Source organism: Pseudoalteromonas sp. 3J6, from assembly GCF_903995135.1.
Taxonomy (GTDB): Bacteria; Pseudomonadota; Gammaproteobacteria; order Enterobacterales; family Alteromonadaceae; genus Pseudoalteromonas.
The window spans coordinates 483,938-504,001 of record NZ_LR877185.1; the positions used below are offsets into that span (position 1 = coordinate 483,938).

Genomic DNA, 20,064 nt, shown 5'->3' on the forward strand with positions numbered 1-20,064 from the left:
GAAGTGGTGTGAGCCATTAAGCTAACTTGTACTAATTACCCGTGAGGCTTAACCATACAACGCCAAACGCGTTTTATGTGATAGTGAAACAAGCGAAGAAGTTAATAGACTAAAGTAGATTACTGAAAACTTTTATTATCAGAATTCCAAATTTTAGTAAGCTCGATTAAATCGAACTTACACCAAATTTGCTTGGTGACAATAGCGTTTTGGACCCACCTGACCCCATGCCGAACTCAGTAGTGAAACGAAACAGCGCCGATGATAGTGTAGCATTTGTTATGTGAAAGTAGGACATTACCAGGCTCCAAATAAGAGAAACCCGTTACAGCAATGTAGCGGGTTTTTTTACGTCTGCAGGAAAGTGAAAGTATTAGCCGTCAGCTATCAGCTATCAGCTATCAGTTGCACTGCGTTAACCTCAGAGCCAACGCACATCCCATTAAAAACATTAAATGTACCTTGCTATGTGGCTCTCTAGCGCTGTAGGCACTACGATATTCTACTGCGTGGTCACTACGAAGGAACGCGCCGACGCCAAATATGTGCAAGCTCGAATCTAAATTTAGGTCTTTTGAAGGGTATATGGGCTGATAAAGTCATCAGTCCATATATTTAATAATCAGCGAGGTAGTTAGCTATTAGACAAGAATACAGTAAGTTTTTTACCTATTTTTAAGTGGTCGCTCGAAAGGTTATTCCATTGTTTTAGTTTATTAATACTTACTTTGTAATACTTAGCGATTTTCCATAAACTTTCGCCTGATTTAACCTGATGTTCAATTTGGGTATCGGCTAATTGAGGGAGCACAAGCTTTTGGCCAATTCTAATGGTGTTACTTTTTAGATCGTTAAACGCTTTGAGTTGGCTAATACCCATTTTGTAGCGTTTCGCTATAACACTTAAGCTATCGCCACGTTTTACTGTGTAGTGTTGCCACTGACTATAATCATTGGAATCAAGATTAGCGAGCATGTTTTTAAATTGTGTTTGTTCAGCAACTGGAACAACAATGTGGGGTGCATCAATAATGGCAGGAAAGCGGATCACACCATGGTTTAAAGATTCAAGTTGCTGCCATTGCTTTTGGTTATCTAAAATAACAGCGCCATCAATAGGCAATACTGCAATTGTTGGGCTGTTTGAAATTGCAGGAAAAGCCATTTTTTGGCTTTTTAATAATTGTGCCGCAGCTAGTAATTTTGGCACGTACTGACTGGTTTGTTTGGGCAGTTTTAAATTAAAAAAATCAGTGGGCTTACCCTGCTTTTTATTATTTCTGATGGCTCGTTGTACACGGCCTTCACCTACGTTATAGGCTGCAATTGCATGATACCAATTGCCATCAAAGCGCTTGTGTAAATACTCCATAAAATCCAGCGCAGCTCGGGTACTGTCTACTACGTCTTGACGCCCGTCATACCAAGGTGATATTTGCACGTTAAAATACTTAGCAATAGCAGGCGTGAGTTGCCACAACCCAGAGGCATGTTTATGCGAGTACGCACTGGCATCAAAGTCACTTTCAATCAACGGCATTAATGCCAGCTCAATGGGCAGTCCACGTTTTTCAACTTCACTAACAATATGGTAAAGGTAAGGCTCAGCACGGCGGCTAATTTCATCCATGTAATTTGGATGTGTTAAATACCAGGCAATTCGCTTTTGCACCGCTGGGTGGCTTGAATTAGCAAATGACAGCTGTGCACTAATACGTTGCCATACATCATCAGGTTCTTTTGTGGTGAGTGGAGCTATTTGTGCAATATCTTCGTGCTGTTCACTAACAATTGTTTTGGGGTTAGCCTTAATTTCAGGGGATGATGTTGGTGTATCGGTTGTGGTTTCACAGCCGGATAAAATAAACACTAATGGCAAAATGCGGATAAATCGATTTGAGAACACGTACTAAACTACTCCGAAAATATAAATGTGGCTAACCTAAAGCTGTTTAGCTTAACATAGGGTGAGCTAAAAATGACCGTCAAATGAATTAACCAAACACACACCTAAAACATGCGCCTTGAGGCTTTTGTATATAAATTAAATCACCGCCGTGGTTTAGCATGATTTGCCGGGAGAGGCTAAGGCCAATGCCGGAGCCTTGTTGCTTGGTGGTAAAAAATGGCACGAAGATCATATCTATCACATGCTCACTGATACCTGGGCCGTTGTCGTTGATTTCTATATAAAGTTGTTGGCTAGCGTTTTGCGCCAAGCTGATTTCGACCCTTGCTTGAGTGGCATTCTCAGTACTGTACTTTTGGTTACTCTTTAGTACTTCAAGTGCATTTTTTATTAAGTTTACTAATACTTGCTCTATTTGACTGCTATCAAGCATCACTAATTGCTGGCTTTGAATTGTAAGCTCTATATCTATTTGCAGTTCACGGGCTTGTTGTTGATGTAAAGCGACAATATGCGTTAGCATATCGGCTAAATTTTTAGGTGCTAAATTAGGTTTAGGTAAGCTACTAACTTGGCGAAAACGAGCAATAAAATCACCTAAATGAGCGGTTCTTGATGCTAACGTGCTTAGTGCAAGCTGTAAGTCTTGTTTATCTTCAAGCTCATTAAAACATAATGCTTGTGGCAGCAAATTACTGCAGGTATCAGCTAGTGATGATAGTGGCGTAATAGAGTTGGCAATTTCGTGAGTGAGCACTTTAGTTAAGCGTTTATATGCTTGTTGTTCTTTAAGTTGTAATTGGTCGTGAATTGATTGTAAGCTCACTACACGGCGAACCCTCCCTTGTATTTCGGCGATACTCAGTTGAATTGATAGGGTGTCGTGCTGCTCGCCATTTTGCCAGTAGGTGGTGCTGCGGATATTGTGTTCGGCGTTTAAAATTAACTCTCCAACAGCGCCTAACTCATGTAAATTTTGGAAGCTTTTACCTAGTAACTTACTAACGGCTGGGTTTGATTCGATCACCTCGCCGTTGTCATCACATACCATAACGGCTAAATCAACATGGATGAGCAAAGCTTGTAAAAACTGAGCTTGTTGCTCGGCATTAAAGCGCGCTGTTTGCATTTGTGCTTTTACTTGCTCAAATTGCTTAAGCATTGGGTGTTGCTGACCAAGCCCTAATGTACTGTCGCCATTAGCTAAAGCGCGGATCACCATTTCAGCTTGTTTTTGTTGGCGCTTAAACAGCGTAAAAATATGCGCTATTAGCGCCGCTGCGACTAGCATCATTAATAATGTCGTCGCTGAAAAACCATGCTTTTGCAATACATAGCTAAGCAACGCACTAACACTTATAAGTGCGATAATATTAAATGAAAGTAATAAATTAGCTCGCATGATTATAGCCCGTACTTTTCAAGGCGGCGGTACATGGCACCACGGGTTAAACCCAGTGCTTTGGCTGCATGACTCACATTACCTTGATGGTGCTTAAGTGCTGCGCGAACTGTGCGTTGTTCGAGTATGTCTAAATCAAAGGTGTCGTACTGTAGCTGATTGTTTATATCCTCTGTACTTTGACTCGCAGAATGAGCGCTAGGTGCTGCGCTATTACCTACAACTGAGGTTATATCGAGTGTATCCCCTTCAGTTAATATAACCGCACGCTCTATAGCGTGAGCCAATTCACGTACATTACCTGGCCACGCGTATTGGCAAAGCGCACTCATATCATCATCGCTAATGGTTAAGCTGCGTTTATATTTTTGCGCAAAGTGTTTTAGGTAGTAATTAGCTAATAATGGAATGTCATCGCTGCGCTCCCGTAATGCCGGAAGGCGAATTTCAACGGTGTTTATCCGATACAATAAATCTTGACGAAAACGCCCCTCTGCGACGGCTTGATCAAGGTTGTCGTTAGTGGCGCAAATAAGGCGAATATCTATATCAACGGCTTTACTGCTGCCAACGGGCGTTATTTGTCTATTTTGCAGTGCAGCCAGTAATTTGGCTTGATGCTCTAAGGGTAAATTACCCAGTTCATCTAAAAATAAACTGCCACCGTGGGCAAGCTCAAATTTACCAATTCGATCGCTTTTTGCATCGGTAAACGCGCCTTTTTTGTGGCCGAAAAGTTCGCTTTCAAATAAATTCTGCGCCACCGCACCCATGTCTAAACTCATAAATGTTTGATTATGGCGCATACTTGCTTGATGAATGGCGTGAGCGGTCAACTCCTTCCCTGTGCCGCTTTCACCGGTTATTAATATGTTGGCATCAGTTTGAGCTGCTTTTTCTATGGTGCTAAACACCTGTTGCATCGCATTGCTTTGACCTAAAAACTCAAAGTTAGGCGTGTTTAAGGCTTGGTTTAACCCTTGTTTTTGCAGCGTTAATTTGCCCACTTGCTGTTTGTCTTTTGCGTGTGAAAATGCAGCGGCGACTGCGCCAAGTAATTGCTCGTTTTGCCAAGGCTTGGCAATAAAATCAGAGGCCCCCGCTTTAATTGCATCTACGGCTAATTGAATATCGCCGTAAGCGGTCATTAATAAAACAACGATATTAGCGTCTTGTTCGATAATTTTTTTCAGCCAATAAAAGCCTTCTTTGCCACTGATTGAGTCTTGGGTAAAGTTCATATCAAGCAGTATTACGTCAACGGGCTGCTCGAGCTTGCGTTGCTCGTTAATGATGCCTGCAATGTCAAATGGATTGTCTGTGGTTTTAACACTTTGATAATGCTGTTTTAGTAATAAACGTGCTGCAATGAGAATGTCTGGGTTGTCATCAACAATTAGAAGAGAGCCTGTGTGTTTCATGTTTTTTATTCTTATAGAGTTTTATTTAGCCTAAAACAAAAAGGGGACAGTGTCCATAAATGGACGTTCATAAGATAATAAAGTGTTCTATAAACGGACACTATAATTAGTTCAAAAACTTAATTTGCAATTAAGTGCTTGATTTTATTGGTTAATCAAGGTTGGCACACGCTTTGTAATAACAATAAGTAATTAGTTAAATTAAACCTGTATCAAGGTAGTCGACATGGACAAAAAAATAGAACGCTCATTTACGCAAAAGTATTTTAAAAAATTTACTTTTGCAGCTCTTACTTTAGGTGTTGCTGCGGCTGCATATGGTTATACGCAAAGCAGTGATACGGGCCGTAGCCAAAATATCGAGCGTAGTGGCTTAACGGTTAGCACGGTTAAACAAGGTGCCTTTAAAGATGCCTTAAGCTTACGCGGTCAAGTTGTGCCAAAAACCAGTATTTATCTCGATACCATTGCTGGTGGTCAAGTGGAAGAGCGATTAGTCGAGCAAGGTGAATATGTTGAGAAAGGCCAACCGCTCGTGCGCTTAAGCAACACTAACTTACAACTTGATGTAATGAGCCGTGAAGCACAAGTTACCGAGCAGCTTAACTTTTTACGTAATACGCAAATGACCATGGAAACCAGCCGGTTAAACTTACGCCGTGACTTATTAGAAATCGAATTAAAAATTACCCATTTAACACGTAGATTAAAACAAACTAAACCTTTGGTTAAAAGTGGCGTATTGGCGCAAGACCAACTAGCTGAGCTTGAAGAAGATTTAAATTATTACCAAGCCCGTAAAGAGCTCACCCTTGAGCGCCAACAGCAAGAAAATTCAATCCGTGAGGTGCAAGTGGCGCAGTTGTCAGACAGCGCTAAAATGCTCGAAAAAAATCTGCAATTTGCGCGTCGAAATCTCGACAACTTATTAATCAAAGCGCCTGTTTCAGGTTATTTAAGCGAACTTGATGTGGAAATTGGCGAATCTAAAAACAGTGGTGCGCGGTTAGGCCAAATAGATATTCCTAATGAATATAAATTAGTGGTGCGCATGGATGAATTTTATTTAAACCAAGTGCAGCGTGACATGGCGGTAATGATTGAGCTAGAAAGCGGCACGGTGAATGCAAAAGTGAGCAAAATTGATAGCCGCGTACAGCAGTCACAATTTCAAGTAGAAGTGGACCTACCCAGTAACACTAAAAGCATTAAGCGCGGCCAAAGCATTGATATTGAGTTAATGCTAGGGGATGACAATAACAATGCCTTACTACTTAAACGCGGGGCTTTTTTTACTAACTCGGGCGGTAACTGGGTTTATGTAATCGAGCAAGGCGGTGATAAAGCAGTGCGCCGTGATATCCGCCTAGGCAAAAAGAATCAACACTATTTTGAAGTGCTTGAAGGGCTAAACGCTGGGGATAAAGTGATTACCTCTAGCTACAGCAACTTTGACAAAGCACAGCAACTACAATTTTAAGGATAATAACAATGATCAAACTAACTAATTTAAGCCGCGTATTTCGTACTCAAGATGTTGAAACAACAGCGCTGAGTAATATTAACTTAACTGTAAACGAAGGCGATTTTTTAGCGATAATGGGGCCATCTGGCTGTGGTAAGTCAACGCTGCTTTCTATTTTGGGTATGCTTGATTCACCGACCTCAGGCAACTTTGATTTTGCGGGAACTGACATTGCAGGCTATAGCGAAAAGCAACTAGCAGAGCTACGTAAAGAATCAATTGGCTTTGTATTTCAAAGTTTTAACTTGATTGATGAGCTAACAGTTTATGAAAACGTAGAGTTGCCATTGCAGTATCAAAAAATATCAAAAAGTGAGCGTAAGCAACGCGTAGAAACCATTTTAAAGCGCGTGGGTATTGATCACCGCGGCGAGCATCTACCACAGCAACTGTCGGGTGGTCAGCAGCAGCGGGTAGCCGTTGCGCGTGCATTAGTGATTAATCCCAAGCTAATTTTAGCCGATGAGCCAACCGGTAACCTCGATTCTAAAAACGGTGATGAAGTGATGGCGATGCTACGCGAATTAAACCGCGAGGGCACCACGGTTATTATGGTGACTCACTCAGAAAAAGAGGGTGCCTATGCTGATCGTTTAGTGCGCCTATTGGATGGCCAAGTGATGCTTGATAAAGCAAATGTTGTGCAGCAAGCCGTTGTTGAGGTTGCTTAATATGTTTATTAATTATTTAGTCACTGCTTTAAGATCATTTAAGCAACAAAAACAGCATTTTATCCTAAACCTTTTAGGGCTAAGTATCGGCTTAGCTGCGGCAATTTTAGTGGCACTATTTGCACAAAACGAGTTGTCATACGATAGTCAGCAGCCTCACGCTGAACGTGTTTACCGTGTAGGCCAAGATTACTCAAAGTTGGGCTTATCAGTCATTCCTATTTTTAATTATTCTCAAGCGGCAAAAGCCACTGAATATAGCCAAGTAGAAGAAGTGTTTGGTTTGACGATGGTATCGTGGACCAGAGAGGCGATGGTTGACGTGCAGTACCTGGATCAGGGTTTTAAACTTAATGACTTGTATGGGGCAACGCCAAATATTGAGAACTTTATCAATATAAACACATTGGCAGGGGATTTAAAAAATGCAATGAGTACACCTGAGAGCTTGGCTCTAAGTGAATCTGAAGCACTGCGTATTTTCGGTACAATAAATGTTATTGGTAACACGTTACAGCACGAACAAGGGCAATATACTGTACGGGCGGTGTTTGCAGATTTACCAAGCAATACTCACTTTGCATTTAAAAACCTCGTATATGTAAAACATGATCCAAATAACCTGATGGTTAATAGCAGTTATGTTTATATGCGCTTGGCGCCGCAAGCAGATCCAAAAGCACTCGCTGATACACTGTCTAAACAGTACTTCAATGGGCAAATGGCGGGTCAAGTTGCCATTGAGTTACACCCATTACTAGACTTACATTTAACAGCAAAATCGCCATTTGAAATGAAAGCAGGCGGCGCAAAGCAAGTTGTAACGATTTGTGCAGGGTTGAGCGTGTTACTTATTTTGATTGCTGGCTTTAACTTTATCAATATGACAGTAGCGCAGTCTGCAAAGCGCGCTAAAGAAGTGGGTGTGCGCAAGGCACTTGGTGCAAGTAAGCTGCAGTTAGTAACACAGTTTTTAGCTGAATCTACTTTGGTTGCTCTATTGTCGATGATTATTGCCTGTGTGTTAGTGGAGCTGTTATTGCCAAGTTTTAACCAGCTGGTCGATCGTGAACTGATAGTGAGTTATTTTTCAGCCTTTGGTTTGGGCATTATGGCTGTTGTTATTGCTGTAGGCATACTTGCAGGTTTGTACCCGGCATTGTTTATCTCATCATTTAGCGCAAAACGAGTGTTAAGTGGCGATTTACAACGCGGTAATACGGCCATTTGGGTACGTAAATGTTTATTGACCTTGCAAGCTTCATTAGCAATCGGTTTGATCATTGCATCAGTTACGTTATTAAAACAATTATCTCATTTACAAAGCCTTCCTTTAGGCTATCAAACGCAGCAACGCTTAGTAGTTTCAGAGTTGCCGGTGCAATCGGTATTTACGCAGCAGCCTAGCGCACTAATTAATCGCTTGACGGCTATAGATGGTGTAGAGCAAGCAACGGTTATTGATACCCGTTTAACCGTTTCAATTAACAATACATTACAGCCCACTTGGCCCAATGGTGAATCTTCAGGTGGAATAACCCCTGTGATAGGTTCTGGTTTTGATATTGTAAAAGGGCTAGGCCTTACGCTTATTGCTGGTAGAGACTTTAACCGTGAGTTTTCCTCAGACTGGGCGACGCGAGCAAACGGGGTTACAACAGTAGGTACAATTATTACAGAAACCGTTGCCAAGCAGGCTGGTTATAGCAATGTGGCTGATATTGTTGGACAAAAAATTAAAGACACAGGGCGTAATGTGGATATGCAAGTTGTTGGTGTTGTAAAAGATGTAAAGGTTGGTAATGCACAAGATGCGAATTCTAACATTATGTTTTTATGTGGTTATAACTATTTAACACCAGTATCTGAAGTAATTTTAACCGTGAACGTGCAAAACCTCCCTGCTATAAAACAAGCAGTGATTACAGCTTTAGCTGAAGTGTCTAATATTTATGAGCCAAAAATAAACCTGCTAGCTGAAAACTATAAAGCGGTATTAAAAGGTGATGAGCGTGTTTCTCTTGTCGTACTTATATTTACTGGCCTTGCAGTGTTCTTAACCTGTTTAGGTACTTTTGGTTTAGCTTCATTTGCCACGATTCGTCGCCAAAAAGAAGTCGCTGTACGCAAAGTACTGGGTGCGTCACGCATCAGCATAATGAATCTACTGGCAAAAGAGTTTTTAATTTTAGTGCTAGGAAGTGTAGCCATAGCATACCCGCTAACTTATTGGCTGGTGGGTGATTGGCTCGCAAACTTTAATGAGCGTGTTGATCAAGCGCTGTGGGTTTATCTGGTTGCCGCTTTGAGTGTTACTGCGATCACTTGGCTTACGGTTGCAAGCCTCGCCTTTAAAGCCGCCAGTACACGGCCATCGTTAACATTAAGATATGAGTAATAACGAGTAAAGAACCCTACTAAAGGTCTATCAGAATACCGATAGACCTTTTTCAAATATCTTTAATTCTTACAGCAGGGTTACCGGCAACAACAGTGTTCGCAGCCACGTCTTTGGTTACTACCGACCCAGCGCCCACAACAGCGTTATCACCAATTGTAACACCAGCTAATATAATAACTCCCGCGCCAATCCACACGTTATTACCAATAGTAATCGGTGCTGCAAAGTTTTCTTTATTGAGTCGCTCTGTGGGGTTAACCGCATGAGATACGGCCAATAGTTGAACGTTCGGACCGATTAAACAATCGCAGCCAATGCTTATAGCTCCTTCATTTATTGGCGCATCCAACACAGTGCAGTTAATGTTTATAAAAGTACGATCACCAATTTGTATTTGACTGCCGTAGTCACAATGAAAGCCCGCTTCAATAATTACTCCATCACCATATTGTGCAAATAAGCTCTTAATTCGTTTTAAGTTGCCTTTGCTTGGGCTTTTATTAAACAAGCGGCAAGTCTCATGGGTGGCTTTGCGTTGTTCTAAGTTTATTTTGTTCAAGCTGTTAAATAGCTTCATTGATCTTCCCTTTAGCTATGCATAGGCGCTAGCTTACCGTATTTATAAAATTATTTTTATTAGAATAAAACTGCTTTATTTTTACGCATGCACTTGCCATTTATTATGTTTCGTTTAAAATTCACTAACTTTCGAAACGAAACTTAATTGTAACCACTTATGACCAAACGAAACACCCAGCAACGCCGCCATTTGATCCTCACTCAAGTTAATGAATTAGGTGAAGTGGCTGTCGATATTTTAGCTGAACAGTTTCAAACATCAGAAGTAACTATTCGAAAAGACTTAACCGCGCTTGAAAAAAGTGGCTTATTGCTGCGCCGTTACGGCGGTGCTATTGCTCTGCCTAAAGAGATTGTTAGCGATGAGATTGATTCTAAGCGCAAAGTCGCAATAGCAAAAGCTGCAGCGACGCTTATAAAAGATCATAACCGCATTATTATTGATAGCGGGCGTACTACGGCCGCCATGATCCCAGAACTTGCAAATAAACGCGGATTAGTTGTAATGACTAATGCGATTAAAGTGGCGAGTCGTTTACTCTCACTTGAAAACGAACCAACCCTTTTGATGACAGGTGGAACGTGGGATCCGCATTCTGAATCGTTTCAAGGGCAAGTAGCTGAAAATGTTCTATGCTCATATGATTTTGATCAGCTATTTATAGGTGCCGATGGCATTGATGTAGCGCGTGGAACAACCACGTTTAATGAACTTGTTGGATTAAGCCAAGTGATGGCTAAAGCGGCGCGCGAAGTAATCGTTATGGTTGAATCAGATAAGATTGGCCGAAAAATACCTAATTTAGAATTACCGTGGCAAACAGTAACCACATTAATAACCGACAGTGGCTTAGCAAGTGATAAACGTGCAGCCATAGAGGCGTGTGGTGTAAAACTAATTTGCGCAGAGATTATACAATAGTAACTACACCGTGAGTTGCTAGAATTAAAAAGTTAATGGAGACACTATGTGTGGAATCGTTGGGGCTGTTGCAGAACGTCCAGTAAATAAAATCTTAGTTGAAGGGCTTAAGCGCCTTGAGTACCGTGGTTATGACTCAGCAGGTGTTGCTTTACTTGAAGGCAATACACTTAATACAGTGAAAGCAGTTGGTAAGGTTGTAAACTTAGAGTCAGCACTTGAACAAGCTGGTGTTAGCGGCCACACAGGTATTGCACACACTCGTTGGGCGACTCATGGTGGTGTAACTGAAGCCAATGCTCACCCACATGTTTCAAGCAATCAACTAGCGCTTGTACATAACGGAATCATTGAAAACCACGCAAGTTTGCGTGCAGCACTTAAAGGCGACGGTTACGAGTTTTTATCAGACACCGACACCGAAGTTATGGTGCATTTAATTCATCAGTTACGTCAGCAGCACACCACTTTATTAGCGTCAGTTCAAGCAGCTGTTAAACAGTTTGAAGGCGCATTTGGTACCGTCGTGTTTGATAAAGCGAATGATAACGAAATTATTGTAGCGCGCTCAGGCAGCCCGTTAGTAATTGGTTTAGGCCTTGGTGAAAACTTTATTGCTTCTGATCAACTTGCATTATTACCGGTAACTCGCAGCTTTATCTTCTTAGAAGAAGGTGATGTAGCGCGTATTACTCGCGACACAGTAGAAATTTTTGATGCAGATGGCAACGCGGTTGAGCGTGAAGTTGTTGAATCAAACATTACACAAGATGCATCAGGTAAAGGTGATTACCGTCACTACATGCTAAAAGAAATTTATGAGCAGCCACTTGCAGTACGTAACACCCTTGAAGGACGTTTAAACGACGACCGCGTAGCGATTGATGCCTTTGGCGACAGCGCACAGCAAATATTTAAAGACGTAAAACACGTACAAATTATTGCCTGTGGTACGTCATATCACTCAGGTATGGTTGCTCGTTACTGGCTTGAGCAATTTGCTGGTGTTAGTTGTAACGTAGAAATTGCCTCTGAGTTCCGTTATCGTCAGTCATTTGTACACGAAAATAGCCTACTAGTAACTATTTCACAATCAGGCGAAACGGCTGATACTTTAGCTGCACTGCGTTTAGCTAAAGAGCAAGGCTATATGGGGTCAATGACTATTTGTAACGTACCTGGCTCATCGCTTGTGCGAGAATCAGACCTTGCCTTTATGACCAAAGCAGGCGCTGAAATTGGTGTAGCCTCTACTAAAGCATTTACTACACAGCTTGTTGGTTTGTTAATGCTTACTGCGTCTATTGCGCAAGAGAAAGGCTTAGATCAAAGCGCGATTGTTAACGCTATTAAACTGCTACCAGCTAAATTAGAAGAAACGCTACTATTGGCTGATGGCATTGCAGACCTTGCTGAAGAATTTGCTGATAAGCACCACTCATTGTTTTTAGGGCGCGGGTCGCAATACCCAATTGCAATGGAAGGCGCACTTAAGCTTAAAGAGATTTCATACATTCACGCTGAAGCATACGCAGCAGGTGAGCTTAAACACGGCCCATTAGCACTGATTGATGCCGACATGCCAATTATTGTTGTAGCACCAAACAATGAATTGCTTGAAAAGCTTAAATCAAACGTAGAAGAAGTACGTGCTCGCGGCGGCATCATCTATGTATTCGCTGATAAAGACTCACACTTTGAGTCAGACGACACAATGCGTGTAATCAACGTAAACCATGTAGATGACGTGATTGCCCCTGTTGTATATACAATTCCTCTGCAGTTGCTGTCGTACTACGTAGCAGTAATTAAAGGCACTGACGTCGACCAGCCACGTAACCTAGCAAAATCGGTTACTGTTGAGTAAGATCAACAGGTTATAGGTTTTGATTAATGTTAAAAAAAGCGCTCAATGCGCTTTTTTTGTGCCTGAAACTCTGTTAGCTTAAGTAACTTATTATTCTCTAAGGGATTAGTCATGCGTTTATTAACCGTTATTTGTTTTTTTAGCTTTTTTGCTTTTAGTTCACAAAGTGTCTTTGCACAAGCTGGCATTAAACAGCAAAGTGCTGATGACTCTCAATTCATGCACACTATTAAATCGGCTGTTTTAAACGAAGAACGCACTGTTGTTGTACAGTTACCAAAGAGCTACCAAGCTGAGCCAAATAAGGTATATCCTGTCATATATCGCTTAGATGGCGCGGGTAATATACCGCTTGCTAGTGCTGTTATTGAGCGCTTACAAAATGATAATCGTGCGCCTGAGGTTATTATTGTCGCTATTGAAAACACTAATCGACTTAGAGATTTTTATCCTACAGTGAATAAAGAGCCGCAAGGTCCTGTCGGTGAAGGGGGCGGCGCAGCAAAATTTTTAGCGTTCTTTGAACAAGAGCTTATTCCTCTCGTTAATAAAAATTATCGTACGCATGACTATAAAGTTATATCTGGCGCCTCAGCTGGTGGTGTATTTGCGCTATACGCGTTGCAGGCAAAGCCAGAACTATTTCAAGCGCATATTGCTTATAGCCCTGCGGTTTGGTGGAACTATGGCGCAATGGTAAAAAGCACAAAATCGTTTATAACTAAAAACAAAGAGCTTAACAGTTACGTTTACATTAATATTGGCGAAGAAGCCGGCATAATGCGTGAAAGGTATGATGAATTACAGCAATCACTGCAATCACATAAAGTGCAAGAGTTACGCTTTTTTAGTGATGCGTTTGATGGCATCTCGCATGGCTTAACCTCTGCTGCTGGCGTATTTAATGCCTATTACAACCTGTTTTTACCTAAACAAATGCCCATAAGTGCTTTAACTGACGATGTTGCCTCTATTGATGCTTATTACCAAAATTTATCCCAACAATGGGGCGAACAGGTACCTCCACCAGATCGTGCTGTTAGATTACTTGGTTACAACCTAACGGACAGCAAGCAGTTTACCCGTGCTATTGAGGTGTTTAAGTACAATTTAAAAAACCACCCAAAATCAGTCGATGCGCTTTCAGCTTTATCTTATGGCTATGAAATGCAGGGTGATACTCGCCAAGCGCTTAAACAGATGGAGTCTGCATTAGCCATTGCAGATGACTCATATCCTTATTTAAATTACTTAAAAGAAACAAAAGCTAGGTTACAGGTAGAGCTAGATAAGCGTAAATAGGGTTTTTAGTTACTGTTAAATAAAAACGACGCGCAAGCGTCTTTTTATTACTTGTAGCTAAATATTATTTAAATCACTAACCTCTACTTAATAGCTGCTAAATACGCTAAAATTACAGGCTACTTTTTAGCAATAAGCCCGTAATAAATATGACCTCAGCCGCAAGCCCTAGTACTTTTAACGATCTTGGCCTTATTCCAGAGCTAATTGCTCGATTGTCTGATCTTGAATACACGCAACCTACGCCGATTCAGGCAAAAGCAATCCCAAGTATCTTGGCGGGCAGTGACTTAATTGCGGGGGCAAATACCGGCTCAGGTAAAACAGCAACCTTTGCTTTACCTATGCTACAAACGCTATTTTTAGCGCAAGGTGAACTCAAGCGAGATACCAAAGGTAACTTTGTATCAGGGCTTATTTTGGTACCTACTCGCGAGCTGGCAGTGCAGGTAGCTGATAGTGTTAAATCGTATTCTGCTAACTTTAATGGCGCCATTAGAACGGTGGCGATATTTGGTGGTGTGTCGGCTAATACCCAGATGCAGGCACTTCGCGGCGGTGCTGATATCATTGTTGCAACGCCAGGGCGCTTGCTCGATTTAATCTCAAGCAATGCGATTAAGCTCGATAAAGTAACAACCTTAGTGCTTGATGAAGCTGACCGCATGTTAAGCCTTGGCTTTACTGAAGAGCTTGCTGAGCTATTAGCGCTTATGCCTGCTAAAAAACAAACCATGTTGTTTTCAGCGACGTTCCCAGAGCAAGTCACACAATTAACGCAAGAGCTGTTAACCAACCCTGTTGAAATACAAGTTCAAAGCAAAGACGAAAGCACCTTAGTACAGCGCGTATTTACGGTTAATAAAGGCGAAAAAACCACGGTTTTAGCGCATTTAATTAAGCAACACAAATGGCGCCAAGCGCTTATTTTTGTAAACGCTAAAAAAGACTGTGAGCACTTAGCGGGTAAGCTTGAAAAGCGCGGCGTGAACGCACAAGTATTCCATGGTGATAAAGGTCAAAGTGAGCGTACTCGCGTAATTGAAAAATTTAAAGCGGGCGAAATAGAAGTACTAATTGCTACCGATATTGCAGCCCGTGGTTTAGATATTGAAAAGCTACCAGTAGTAATTAACTTTAACTTACCGCGCAGCCCCGCTGATTACATGCACCGTATTGGCCGAAGCGGCCGTGCCGGCGAGGTTGGTTTAGCGTTATCGTTAATTGATTATGAAGACTTTCATCACTTTAAAATTATCGAAAAGAAAAACAAACTTCGTTTAGAGCGTGAAGAAGTAACGGGTTTTGCGGTAAACCAAGCAAACCTCGATGCAGCACAAGCACTTAAAAACGATAAGCCAATGGCAAAGCCTGAAGGCACAGGTAAGAAAAAGAAGAAAAAATCCAACCAAGAAGATGATGTATGGAGCGGCTGGCGGGGTAAAGGTAAGTAAATGTCAAATAGTTAAATACAAAAATCTAAGTGAACCTGTTGTTGCTTGTGTATTTTCGATGAGAATTAGATAGCTTTACATATTCTAATGCAAAGAGTTATCATTAGCGTTTATTGTTAAGCATTACATTTAAGGTGAGTAGTAGACCTTGGCCTCATTTCCTTTTCAAACCTTAGCACAAGCCGTTGAGACTTATTATGGTGAGCTTGTAAAGCACATCCGCTTGCATGCGGGTTCTGTTGAGGTGGCTGAGGAAGTTGTTCAGGAAACATGGCTACGCGCTGTTAATACACATATTGAGTTACCCAGTAACCCCAAAGCTTACTTATATCGTATGGCTAGCAATCTACTGGTAGATCAATTTCGCCAACAACAAACAGCCCAGAAATGGCAAGCGCAAATAGTGTCGCCTCAAGAGCAAGAGCAATGTGAACAAGTGGCGTGCCCTTCCCCAGCGCATTCTGATGTACTAATTGCTAAGCAACAACTGGCTGTATTAGAGCTGGCCATAGCTGAATTACCAGACAAATGTCGGGAAGTTTTTATACTGTATCGTAAGCAAGGACTAACAATGCGAGAAATATCGCAGATATTGGGTATCAGTATTAAGACGGTTGAAAAGCATATTGCAAAGGCTATGGTTCATTGCCGTCAATGCTTGCGAGAAGCGGGGCGACAGGTTTGAGTTTTTTTATTGATTCACCCATCTTAACGGTTTTTAGCTATGTATGTATCAAGTTGAGTAACCCTGTAAAAATAATTTTTATGGTAAACCTTCTGATTGGTCTTTTCCTAGAGTTTAATCAATATGGTTGAGATGGCAGGTAAGCATACAACTGATATACCAGAGACTATCTTAGAGCAAGCAGCAGTTTGGCATGCCCGCGTGCACGACAGTGATTTTCAAGATCCACAAAGCCGTCAGTTAAAGGCACAGTTCAATACTTGGCTGCTTGCTGATCCTCTACACCGAGCAGCATACGATGAAATGAGTTCAATATGGGGGGTACTGACGCAACCTGAGTTATCTGAAAACGATGTGGTATTAGATGAACCAATTGTTAAACAAGCCCCCATTAAGCGTACATCGTGGCCATTGTATGCTGCGGTTGCAAGTGTTGCGATTTTTGTCGCCATAGCAGGCGTTAGTTGGCAACAAAACTGGCCGCTGCGCTTGCAAAGTGATTATTACAGTAACGTTGGTGAGCAAACAGTTGTGAAACTGGATGATAATAGTGAAATTATCCTTAATACTAATAGCGCCATTAAAGTTAATTATACCAACCAGTTACGGGAGGTGGAATTACTTCAAGGTGAGGCCCGATTTAATGTTGCTAAAAATAATGAGCGCCCTTTTGTGGTAAATACCACACAAGGGACTGTTAGTGTTACTGGCACTCAATTTAATGTTAGTTTGTATAACGACTCAGCCACTGTCAGTCTGTTTGAAGGAAGCGTCGCACTGACTTCGAACCAAGCTAGTAAACTTAAAAAAAACTTATCTGCAAATCAACAAGCTAATATTTTTTCAACGGGAATTGGTCCTGTTAGTGAATTTGATGCCGCAGTGGTCAATGCTTGGCAGCGTGGGCAGCTTGTTTTTTACAACACTGCGCTTAGTGAGGTTGTTGCCAAACTGAATCGTTATCGAAAAGGGAAAATAATTATTACTGATGATTCACTTTATAATTTGCAGATCAGTGGTGTGTTTTCTCTTAGTGACCCCGATGCTGCTTTGGAAATGATTACTGAAACTTTAGCAGTAAAGCAAACCCGTCTAACTGATTATTTAGTCATGTTGCACTAAATAGCTTGAACTTCGGATAACAAACCTATCTTCGGCTGGAGAGTAAAACGGAGATTAATATAATAAATTAATGTGTGAGTAAATAACCTGGCCAAAGCCCAGGTTAAATAAGCGTTAGTTTTTCTCTTACCTGTACTAACGCACATCCTGTTAAATTCTTTCTGACTCTAATTGCTGTATAAATTTTTTAACTGCACTGGGGGAAAGTGTGACTGAGATACGTCTTAAATATAGGTGTAAATCATTCGTATTACTTTTACCAAAGGGCGCTTAATGAATTTTCGTGTTAATAAACGTGTTGGATCGTTTTCAATACTAACCTTGACGTTCATAGCCAGCTATTCACTTCAGGCTAATATCGTAGTTAAACCACAAGTTGAAAATGCTGCTTACCAGCAAGCAACACGCTACCAATTTGATATTGAAGCTAAAGTATTGTCAAAGGCTATTACTGATTTTTCTGCTATTACTAATATTCAGGTTTTATACACGAGGATACCGACAGCACAGTATATGTCTGGTGAAGTTAAAGGTGATTTTACCCCTGCCCAAGCGCTTAATGTTTTATTGTCTGGTACTGATATCCGCTACCGGTTTATCACAGAAAGTGCGGTAACGTTAGATAAAATAAAAGCTAAAGCTACCAGCAAGCCGCTATCTTTAGGACCAATAACGGTAACAACTGCTGCAGGATATTCTCAAGAAATTAAAGACTCACCGGCAAGTATTAGTGTGCTTTCAAATGATGTTCTGGAAAAGCGCCCGTTTAGTTCTTTACAAGATATTACGAATGAAGTACCAGGTGTAAACGTTGTTGGCTCCGGTGCTAATAGTGGTATTTCAATTAGAGGCATGCCTAAAGGGTATACATTAGTATTGGTTGACGGAAAGCGCGTTCGTTCAGAAACAGCTAACCCAAGAGAATTAAATAACGAAGACTTAGATAGCAGTTTCATACCACCGGTATCAGTGATTGACCGTGTTGAGGTTGTTCGCGGTCCCATGAGTTCGTTATATGGTAGTGATGCTATGGGGGGGGTAATTAATATTATTACCAAAAAAACGCCTGAAAAATGGGACGGCAGTGTAGGGTATGGCTTTCAAGCGCCTGATAGTGGTGTGATGTCGAATAAACGCCAAGCGGATTTTTATTTATCTGGGCCGATTATTAAAAACACTATGGGGGTTGCTTTGTGGGGTAGTGAAATACTGCAAGATGAGGATAAATATTTAGGCGGTTACCAAGAGTCTCAAAAGCGTACTTTAGGCGGTAAGTTAAATCTTATAGCCAATCAAAACACCGATCTAACATTTGATTTTTCAACCTCAAAGCAACGCTATACCGGCAATCCTGGTGGCGTACTAAAGCTTACAAGTCGGTCCGCAGTTGATCGAGAGTGGACACGAGACTCTTGGGGTATAACCTACAATAGGCGTTTTGAGCTGGGTGATTTAGAAGTCAAATATTACCAAGAAAGTTATGAAAGACACCGTTATCCAAAAACTTATGAATTTACCACAAGTTCAGAAAATAAAGTTGCCGATGCACGCTTCTTAACAGGCTTTGGCCGTCACCTTATAACGACAGGTTTGCAGTGGACTAACGATGAACAAGCCAATAGTGATTTAGGTGGAGGTCATTCTGGCAGTTTTGGTACAAGAAAGGTCACTGATTGGGCTATTTTTACTGAAGATGAGTGGGAGCTTATTAGCCAAAAGTTATATTTAACGTTAGGCGCTCGTTTAACTGACAATGAATTTTTTGGCAAGCACACTTCACCTCGTGCTTATTTTGTTTTTAATTATAGTGAAAGCTTAACTTTTAAAGGCGGTATTGCAACGGGTTATAAAAGTCCAAAAATCACGCAAATTGATGAAACGACGGGCTCATCACGAGGTGGTGGTAGTAACCAATTCGTGATTATGGGTAATCCAGATTTACAACCAGAAAAAAGCACCAACTATGAGATTAGTGCTATGTATAACAACAATAAAAGCCTGAGTTTTGGCACAACTTTTTTCTATAACGATTTCACCAATAAAATACTCAGCACGCAATCTTACTACTTTAGTGATGGCAATGACGGCGTTATTGCAGCGTATTGCGACTCTGGGGGGGTTGGTTCGCAGGAATGCCCAGCTTGGGCTACATGGCTTAATGCTGATGGAGCAACAATTCAAGGTCTTGAGTTAGAGGGAAGTTGGGATATAGCTGAAAAGTTGGCACTTAAGATTAACTATACCTATACCGATTCTTTCATAGATGCCAGTAATGTTGTTATTAATACACCTGCAGGAGAACGCCCGTTTGGCGATACTTTGGCGCAATTAGATGGTAATTCATTAGTTGGTATTCCTGAGCACACAGGGTCAGTTGTCCTTAATTATTATCCAGCCGATAAGTTATCTAGTTATATAAGAGCGAATTATGAAGGGCAAATTACTCGGGTTGATTTTGACCGTAACTCGGTTGATAAAAGTGAAAAAAATTTGGCGACTTTAGACATTGGATTGAGCTATGACGTTAATAAGTGGCTTAGTCTAAATTTTACAATTGATAATCTTACAGATGCAAAGCGTTTTAAAGTACGTGAAGACACTGGCGCTTTTAGGTTTTCAGAGCGTGGACGTAGTTACTTAATGAACATGAAAGTGTTGTTTTGATTGCAGTTTGTAGCAAATGGAAAGAATAATCGTGACTGTAAGCTTGTTAAACACTCGCTCTTTTTTATTGAATATACTATGTGGCGTTACTTGCACATTAATAATGTTATGCCCTAAAAATTTGATTTTATTGCCATTAG

14 protein-coding genes and 1 rRNA gene are annotated in these 20,064 nt (G+C 41.1%); 11 read left to right on the forward strand and 4 right to left on the reverse strand.

The genetic code is table 11. The features are described 5' to 3' along the window. The first annotated feature begins 191 nt into the window (after nucleotides 1–191). A 5S ribosomal RNA gene (gene rrf, locus P3J6_RS02225) occupies nucleotides 192–306 on the forward strand. 328 nt (nucleotides 307–634) lie between these two features. On the opposite strand, the gene P3J6_RS02230 is transcribed toward rrf, so the two are convergent. The 3 genes from P3J6_RS02230 to P3J6_RS02240 form a co-directional block, all read right to left on the reverse strand. Further along, entirely contained in the window at nucleotides 635–1,906 is a 1,272-nt protein-coding gene (locus tag P3J6_RS02230) for a LysM peptidoglycan-binding domain-containing protein (protein ID WP_198522124.1), read from the reverse strand. Nucleotides 1,907–1,994: 88 nt separating this feature from the next. Beyond that, nucleotides 1,995–3,311, reverse strand: a complete 1,317-nt coding sequence (locus P3J6_RS02235; protein WP_198522125.1) for a sensor histidine kinase — start codon at nucleotides 3,309–3,311, stop codon at nucleotides 1,995–1,997. 2 nt (nucleotides 3,312–3,313) lie between these two features. Beyond that, nucleotides 3,314–4,732 carry a sigma-54-dependent transcriptional regulator gene (locus P3J6_RS02240; protein WP_198522126.1) on the reverse strand — a complete coding sequence of 473 codons (1,419 nt, stop codon included), beginning with the start codon at nucleotides 4,730–4,732 and terminating at the stop codon, nucleotides 3,314–3,316. Between the two features lie 226 nt (nucleotides 4,733–4,958). Between P3J6_RS02240 and P3J6_RS02245 the strand changes: the two genes are divergently transcribed. From P3J6_RS02245 to P3J6_RS02255, 3 genes are read left to right on the forward strand one after another with little or no spacing between them, the layout of a single operon-like run. After that, complete coding sequence (locus P3J6_RS02245; RefSeq protein ID WP_198522127.1) at nucleotides 4,959–6,212, forward strand: efflux RND transporter periplasmic adaptor subunit; 1,254 nt, start codon at nucleotides 4,959–4,961, stop codon at nucleotides 6,210–6,212. 11 nt (nucleotides 6,213–6,223) lie between these two features. After that, the gene (locus tag P3J6_RS02250) at nucleotides 6,224–6,928 is read left to right on the forward strand and encodes an ABC transporter ATP-binding protein (RefSeq protein WP_138608574.1); all 705 of its coding nucleotides are present in this window, start codon (nucleotides 6,224–6,226) and stop codon (nucleotides 6,926–6,928) included. Between the two features lies 1 nt (nucleotide 6,929). Beyond that, the gene (locus P3J6_RS02255; protein ID WP_198522128.1) at nucleotides 6,930–9,326 is read left to right on the forward strand and encodes an ABC transporter permease; all 2,397 of its coding nucleotides are present in this window, start codon (nucleotides 6,930–6,932) and stop codon (nucleotides 9,324–9,326) included. Nucleotides 9,327–9,378: 52 nt separating this feature from the next. On the opposite strand, the gene P3J6_RS02260 is transcribed toward P3J6_RS02255, so the two are convergent. Next, nucleotides 9,379–9,906, reverse strand: coding sequence for a sugar O-acetyltransferase (locus tag P3J6_RS02260; protein WP_198522129.1), 528 nt, complete (start codon nucleotides 9,904–9,906; stop codon nucleotides 9,379–9,381). A gap of 159 nt (nucleotides 9,907–10,065) precedes the next feature. On the opposite strand from P3J6_RS02260, the gene P3J6_RS02265 reads away from it, so the two are divergent. The 7 genes from P3J6_RS02265 (at nucleotide 10,066) to P3J6_RS02295 (ending at nucleotide 19,924) form a co-directional block, all read left to right on the forward strand. Continuing rightward, nucleotides 10,066–10,830, forward strand: a complete 765-nt coding sequence (locus tag P3J6_RS02265) for a DeoR/GlpR family DNA-binding transcription regulator (protein WP_198522130.1) — start codon at nucleotides 10,066–10,068, stop codon at nucleotides 10,828–10,830. 46 nt (nucleotides 10,831–10,876) lie between these two features. Then, nucleotides 10,877–12,697, forward strand: coding sequence for a glutamine--fructose-6-phosphate transaminase (isomerizing) (glmS, locus tag P3J6_RS02270; RefSeq protein ID WP_008466748.1), 1,821 nt, complete (start codon nucleotides 10,877–10,879; stop codon nucleotides 12,695–12,697). Between the two features lie 111 nt (nucleotides 12,698–12,808). Then, nucleotides 12,809–13,999, forward strand: a complete 1,191-nt coding sequence (locus tag P3J6_RS02275; RefSeq protein ID WP_198522131.1) for an alpha/beta hydrolase-fold protein — start codon at nucleotides 12,809–12,811, stop codon at nucleotides 13,997–13,999. 149 nt (nucleotides 14,000–14,148) lie between these two features. After that, complete coding sequence (locus P3J6_RS02280) at nucleotides 14,149–15,453, forward strand: DEAD/DEAH box helicase (RefSeq protein WP_198522132.1); 1,305 nt, start codon at nucleotides 14,149–14,151, stop codon at nucleotides 15,451–15,453. A 148-nt stretch (nucleotides 15,454–15,601) separates the two neighbouring features. Then, nucleotides 15,602–16,138, forward strand: a complete 537-nt coding sequence (locus tag P3J6_RS02285) for an RNA polymerase sigma factor (protein ID WP_198522133.1) — start codon at nucleotides 15,602–15,604, stop codon at nucleotides 16,136–16,138. Between the two features lie 123 nt (nucleotides 16,139–16,261). Further along, nucleotides 16,262–17,260, forward strand: coding sequence for a FecR family protein (locus tag P3J6_RS02290; RefSeq protein WP_198522134.1), 999 nt, complete (start codon nucleotides 16,262–16,264; stop codon nucleotides 17,258–17,260). Nucleotides 17,261–17,533: 273 nt separating this feature from the next. After that, nucleotides 17,534–19,924, forward strand: coding sequence for a TonB-dependent receptor (locus tag P3J6_RS02295; RefSeq protein WP_198522135.1), 2,391 nt, complete (start codon nucleotides 17,534–17,536; stop codon nucleotides 19,922–19,924). Nucleotides 19,925–20,064 lie beyond the last annotated feature (140 nt).

What these genes read in the sequence shown, in the direction of transcription:
- P3J6_RS02235 (WP_198522125.1), bottom strand. Translation starts at nt 3,311, where the DNA reads ATGCGAGCTAATTTATTACTTTCATTTAATATTATCGCACTTATAAGT.
- P3J6_RS02240 (WP_198522126.1), bottom strand. Translation starts at nt 4,732, where the DNA reads ATGAAACACACAGGCTCTCTTCTAATTGTTGATGACAACCCAGACATT.
- P3J6_RS02245 (WP_198522127.1), top strand. Translation starts at nt 4,959, where the DNA reads ATGGACAAAAAAATAGAACGCTCATTTACGCAAAAGTATTTTAAAAAA.
- P3J6_RS02250 (WP_138608574.1), top strand. Translation starts at nt 6,224, where the DNA reads ATGATCAAACTAACTAATTTAAGCCGCGTATTTCGTACTCAAGATGTT.
- P3J6_RS02255 (WP_198522128.1), top strand. Translation starts at nt 6,930, where the DNA reads ATGTTTATTAATTATTTAGTCACTGCTTTAAGATCATTTAAGCAACAA.
- P3J6_RS02260 (WP_198522129.1), bottom strand. Translation starts at nt 9,906, where the DNA reads ATGAAGCTATTTAACAGCTTGAACAAAATAAACTTAGAACAACGCAAA.
- P3J6_RS02265 (WP_198522130.1), top strand. Translation starts at nt 10,066, where the DNA reads ATGACCAAACGAAACACCCAGCAACGCCGCCATTTGATCCTCACTCAA.
- glmS (WP_008466748.1), top strand. Translation starts at nt 10,877, where the DNA reads ATGTGTGGAATCGTTGGGGCTGTTGCAGAACGTCCAGTAAATAAAATC.
- P3J6_RS02275 (WP_198522131.1), top strand. Translation starts at nt 12,809, where the DNA reads ATGCGTTTATTAACCGTTATTTGTTTTTTTAGCTTTTTTGCTTTTAGT.
- P3J6_RS02280 (WP_198522132.1), top strand. Translation starts at nt 14,149, where the DNA reads ATGACCTCAGCCGCAAGCCCTAGTACTTTTAACGATCTTGGCCTTATT.
- P3J6_RS02290 (WP_198522134.1), top strand. Translation starts at nt 16,262, where the DNA reads ATGGTTGAGATGGCAGGTAAGCATACAACTGATATACCAGAGACTATC.
- P3J6_RS02295 (WP_198522135.1), top strand. Translation starts at nt 17,534, where the DNA reads ATGAATTTTCGTGTTAATAAACGTGTTGGATCGTTTTCAATACTAACC.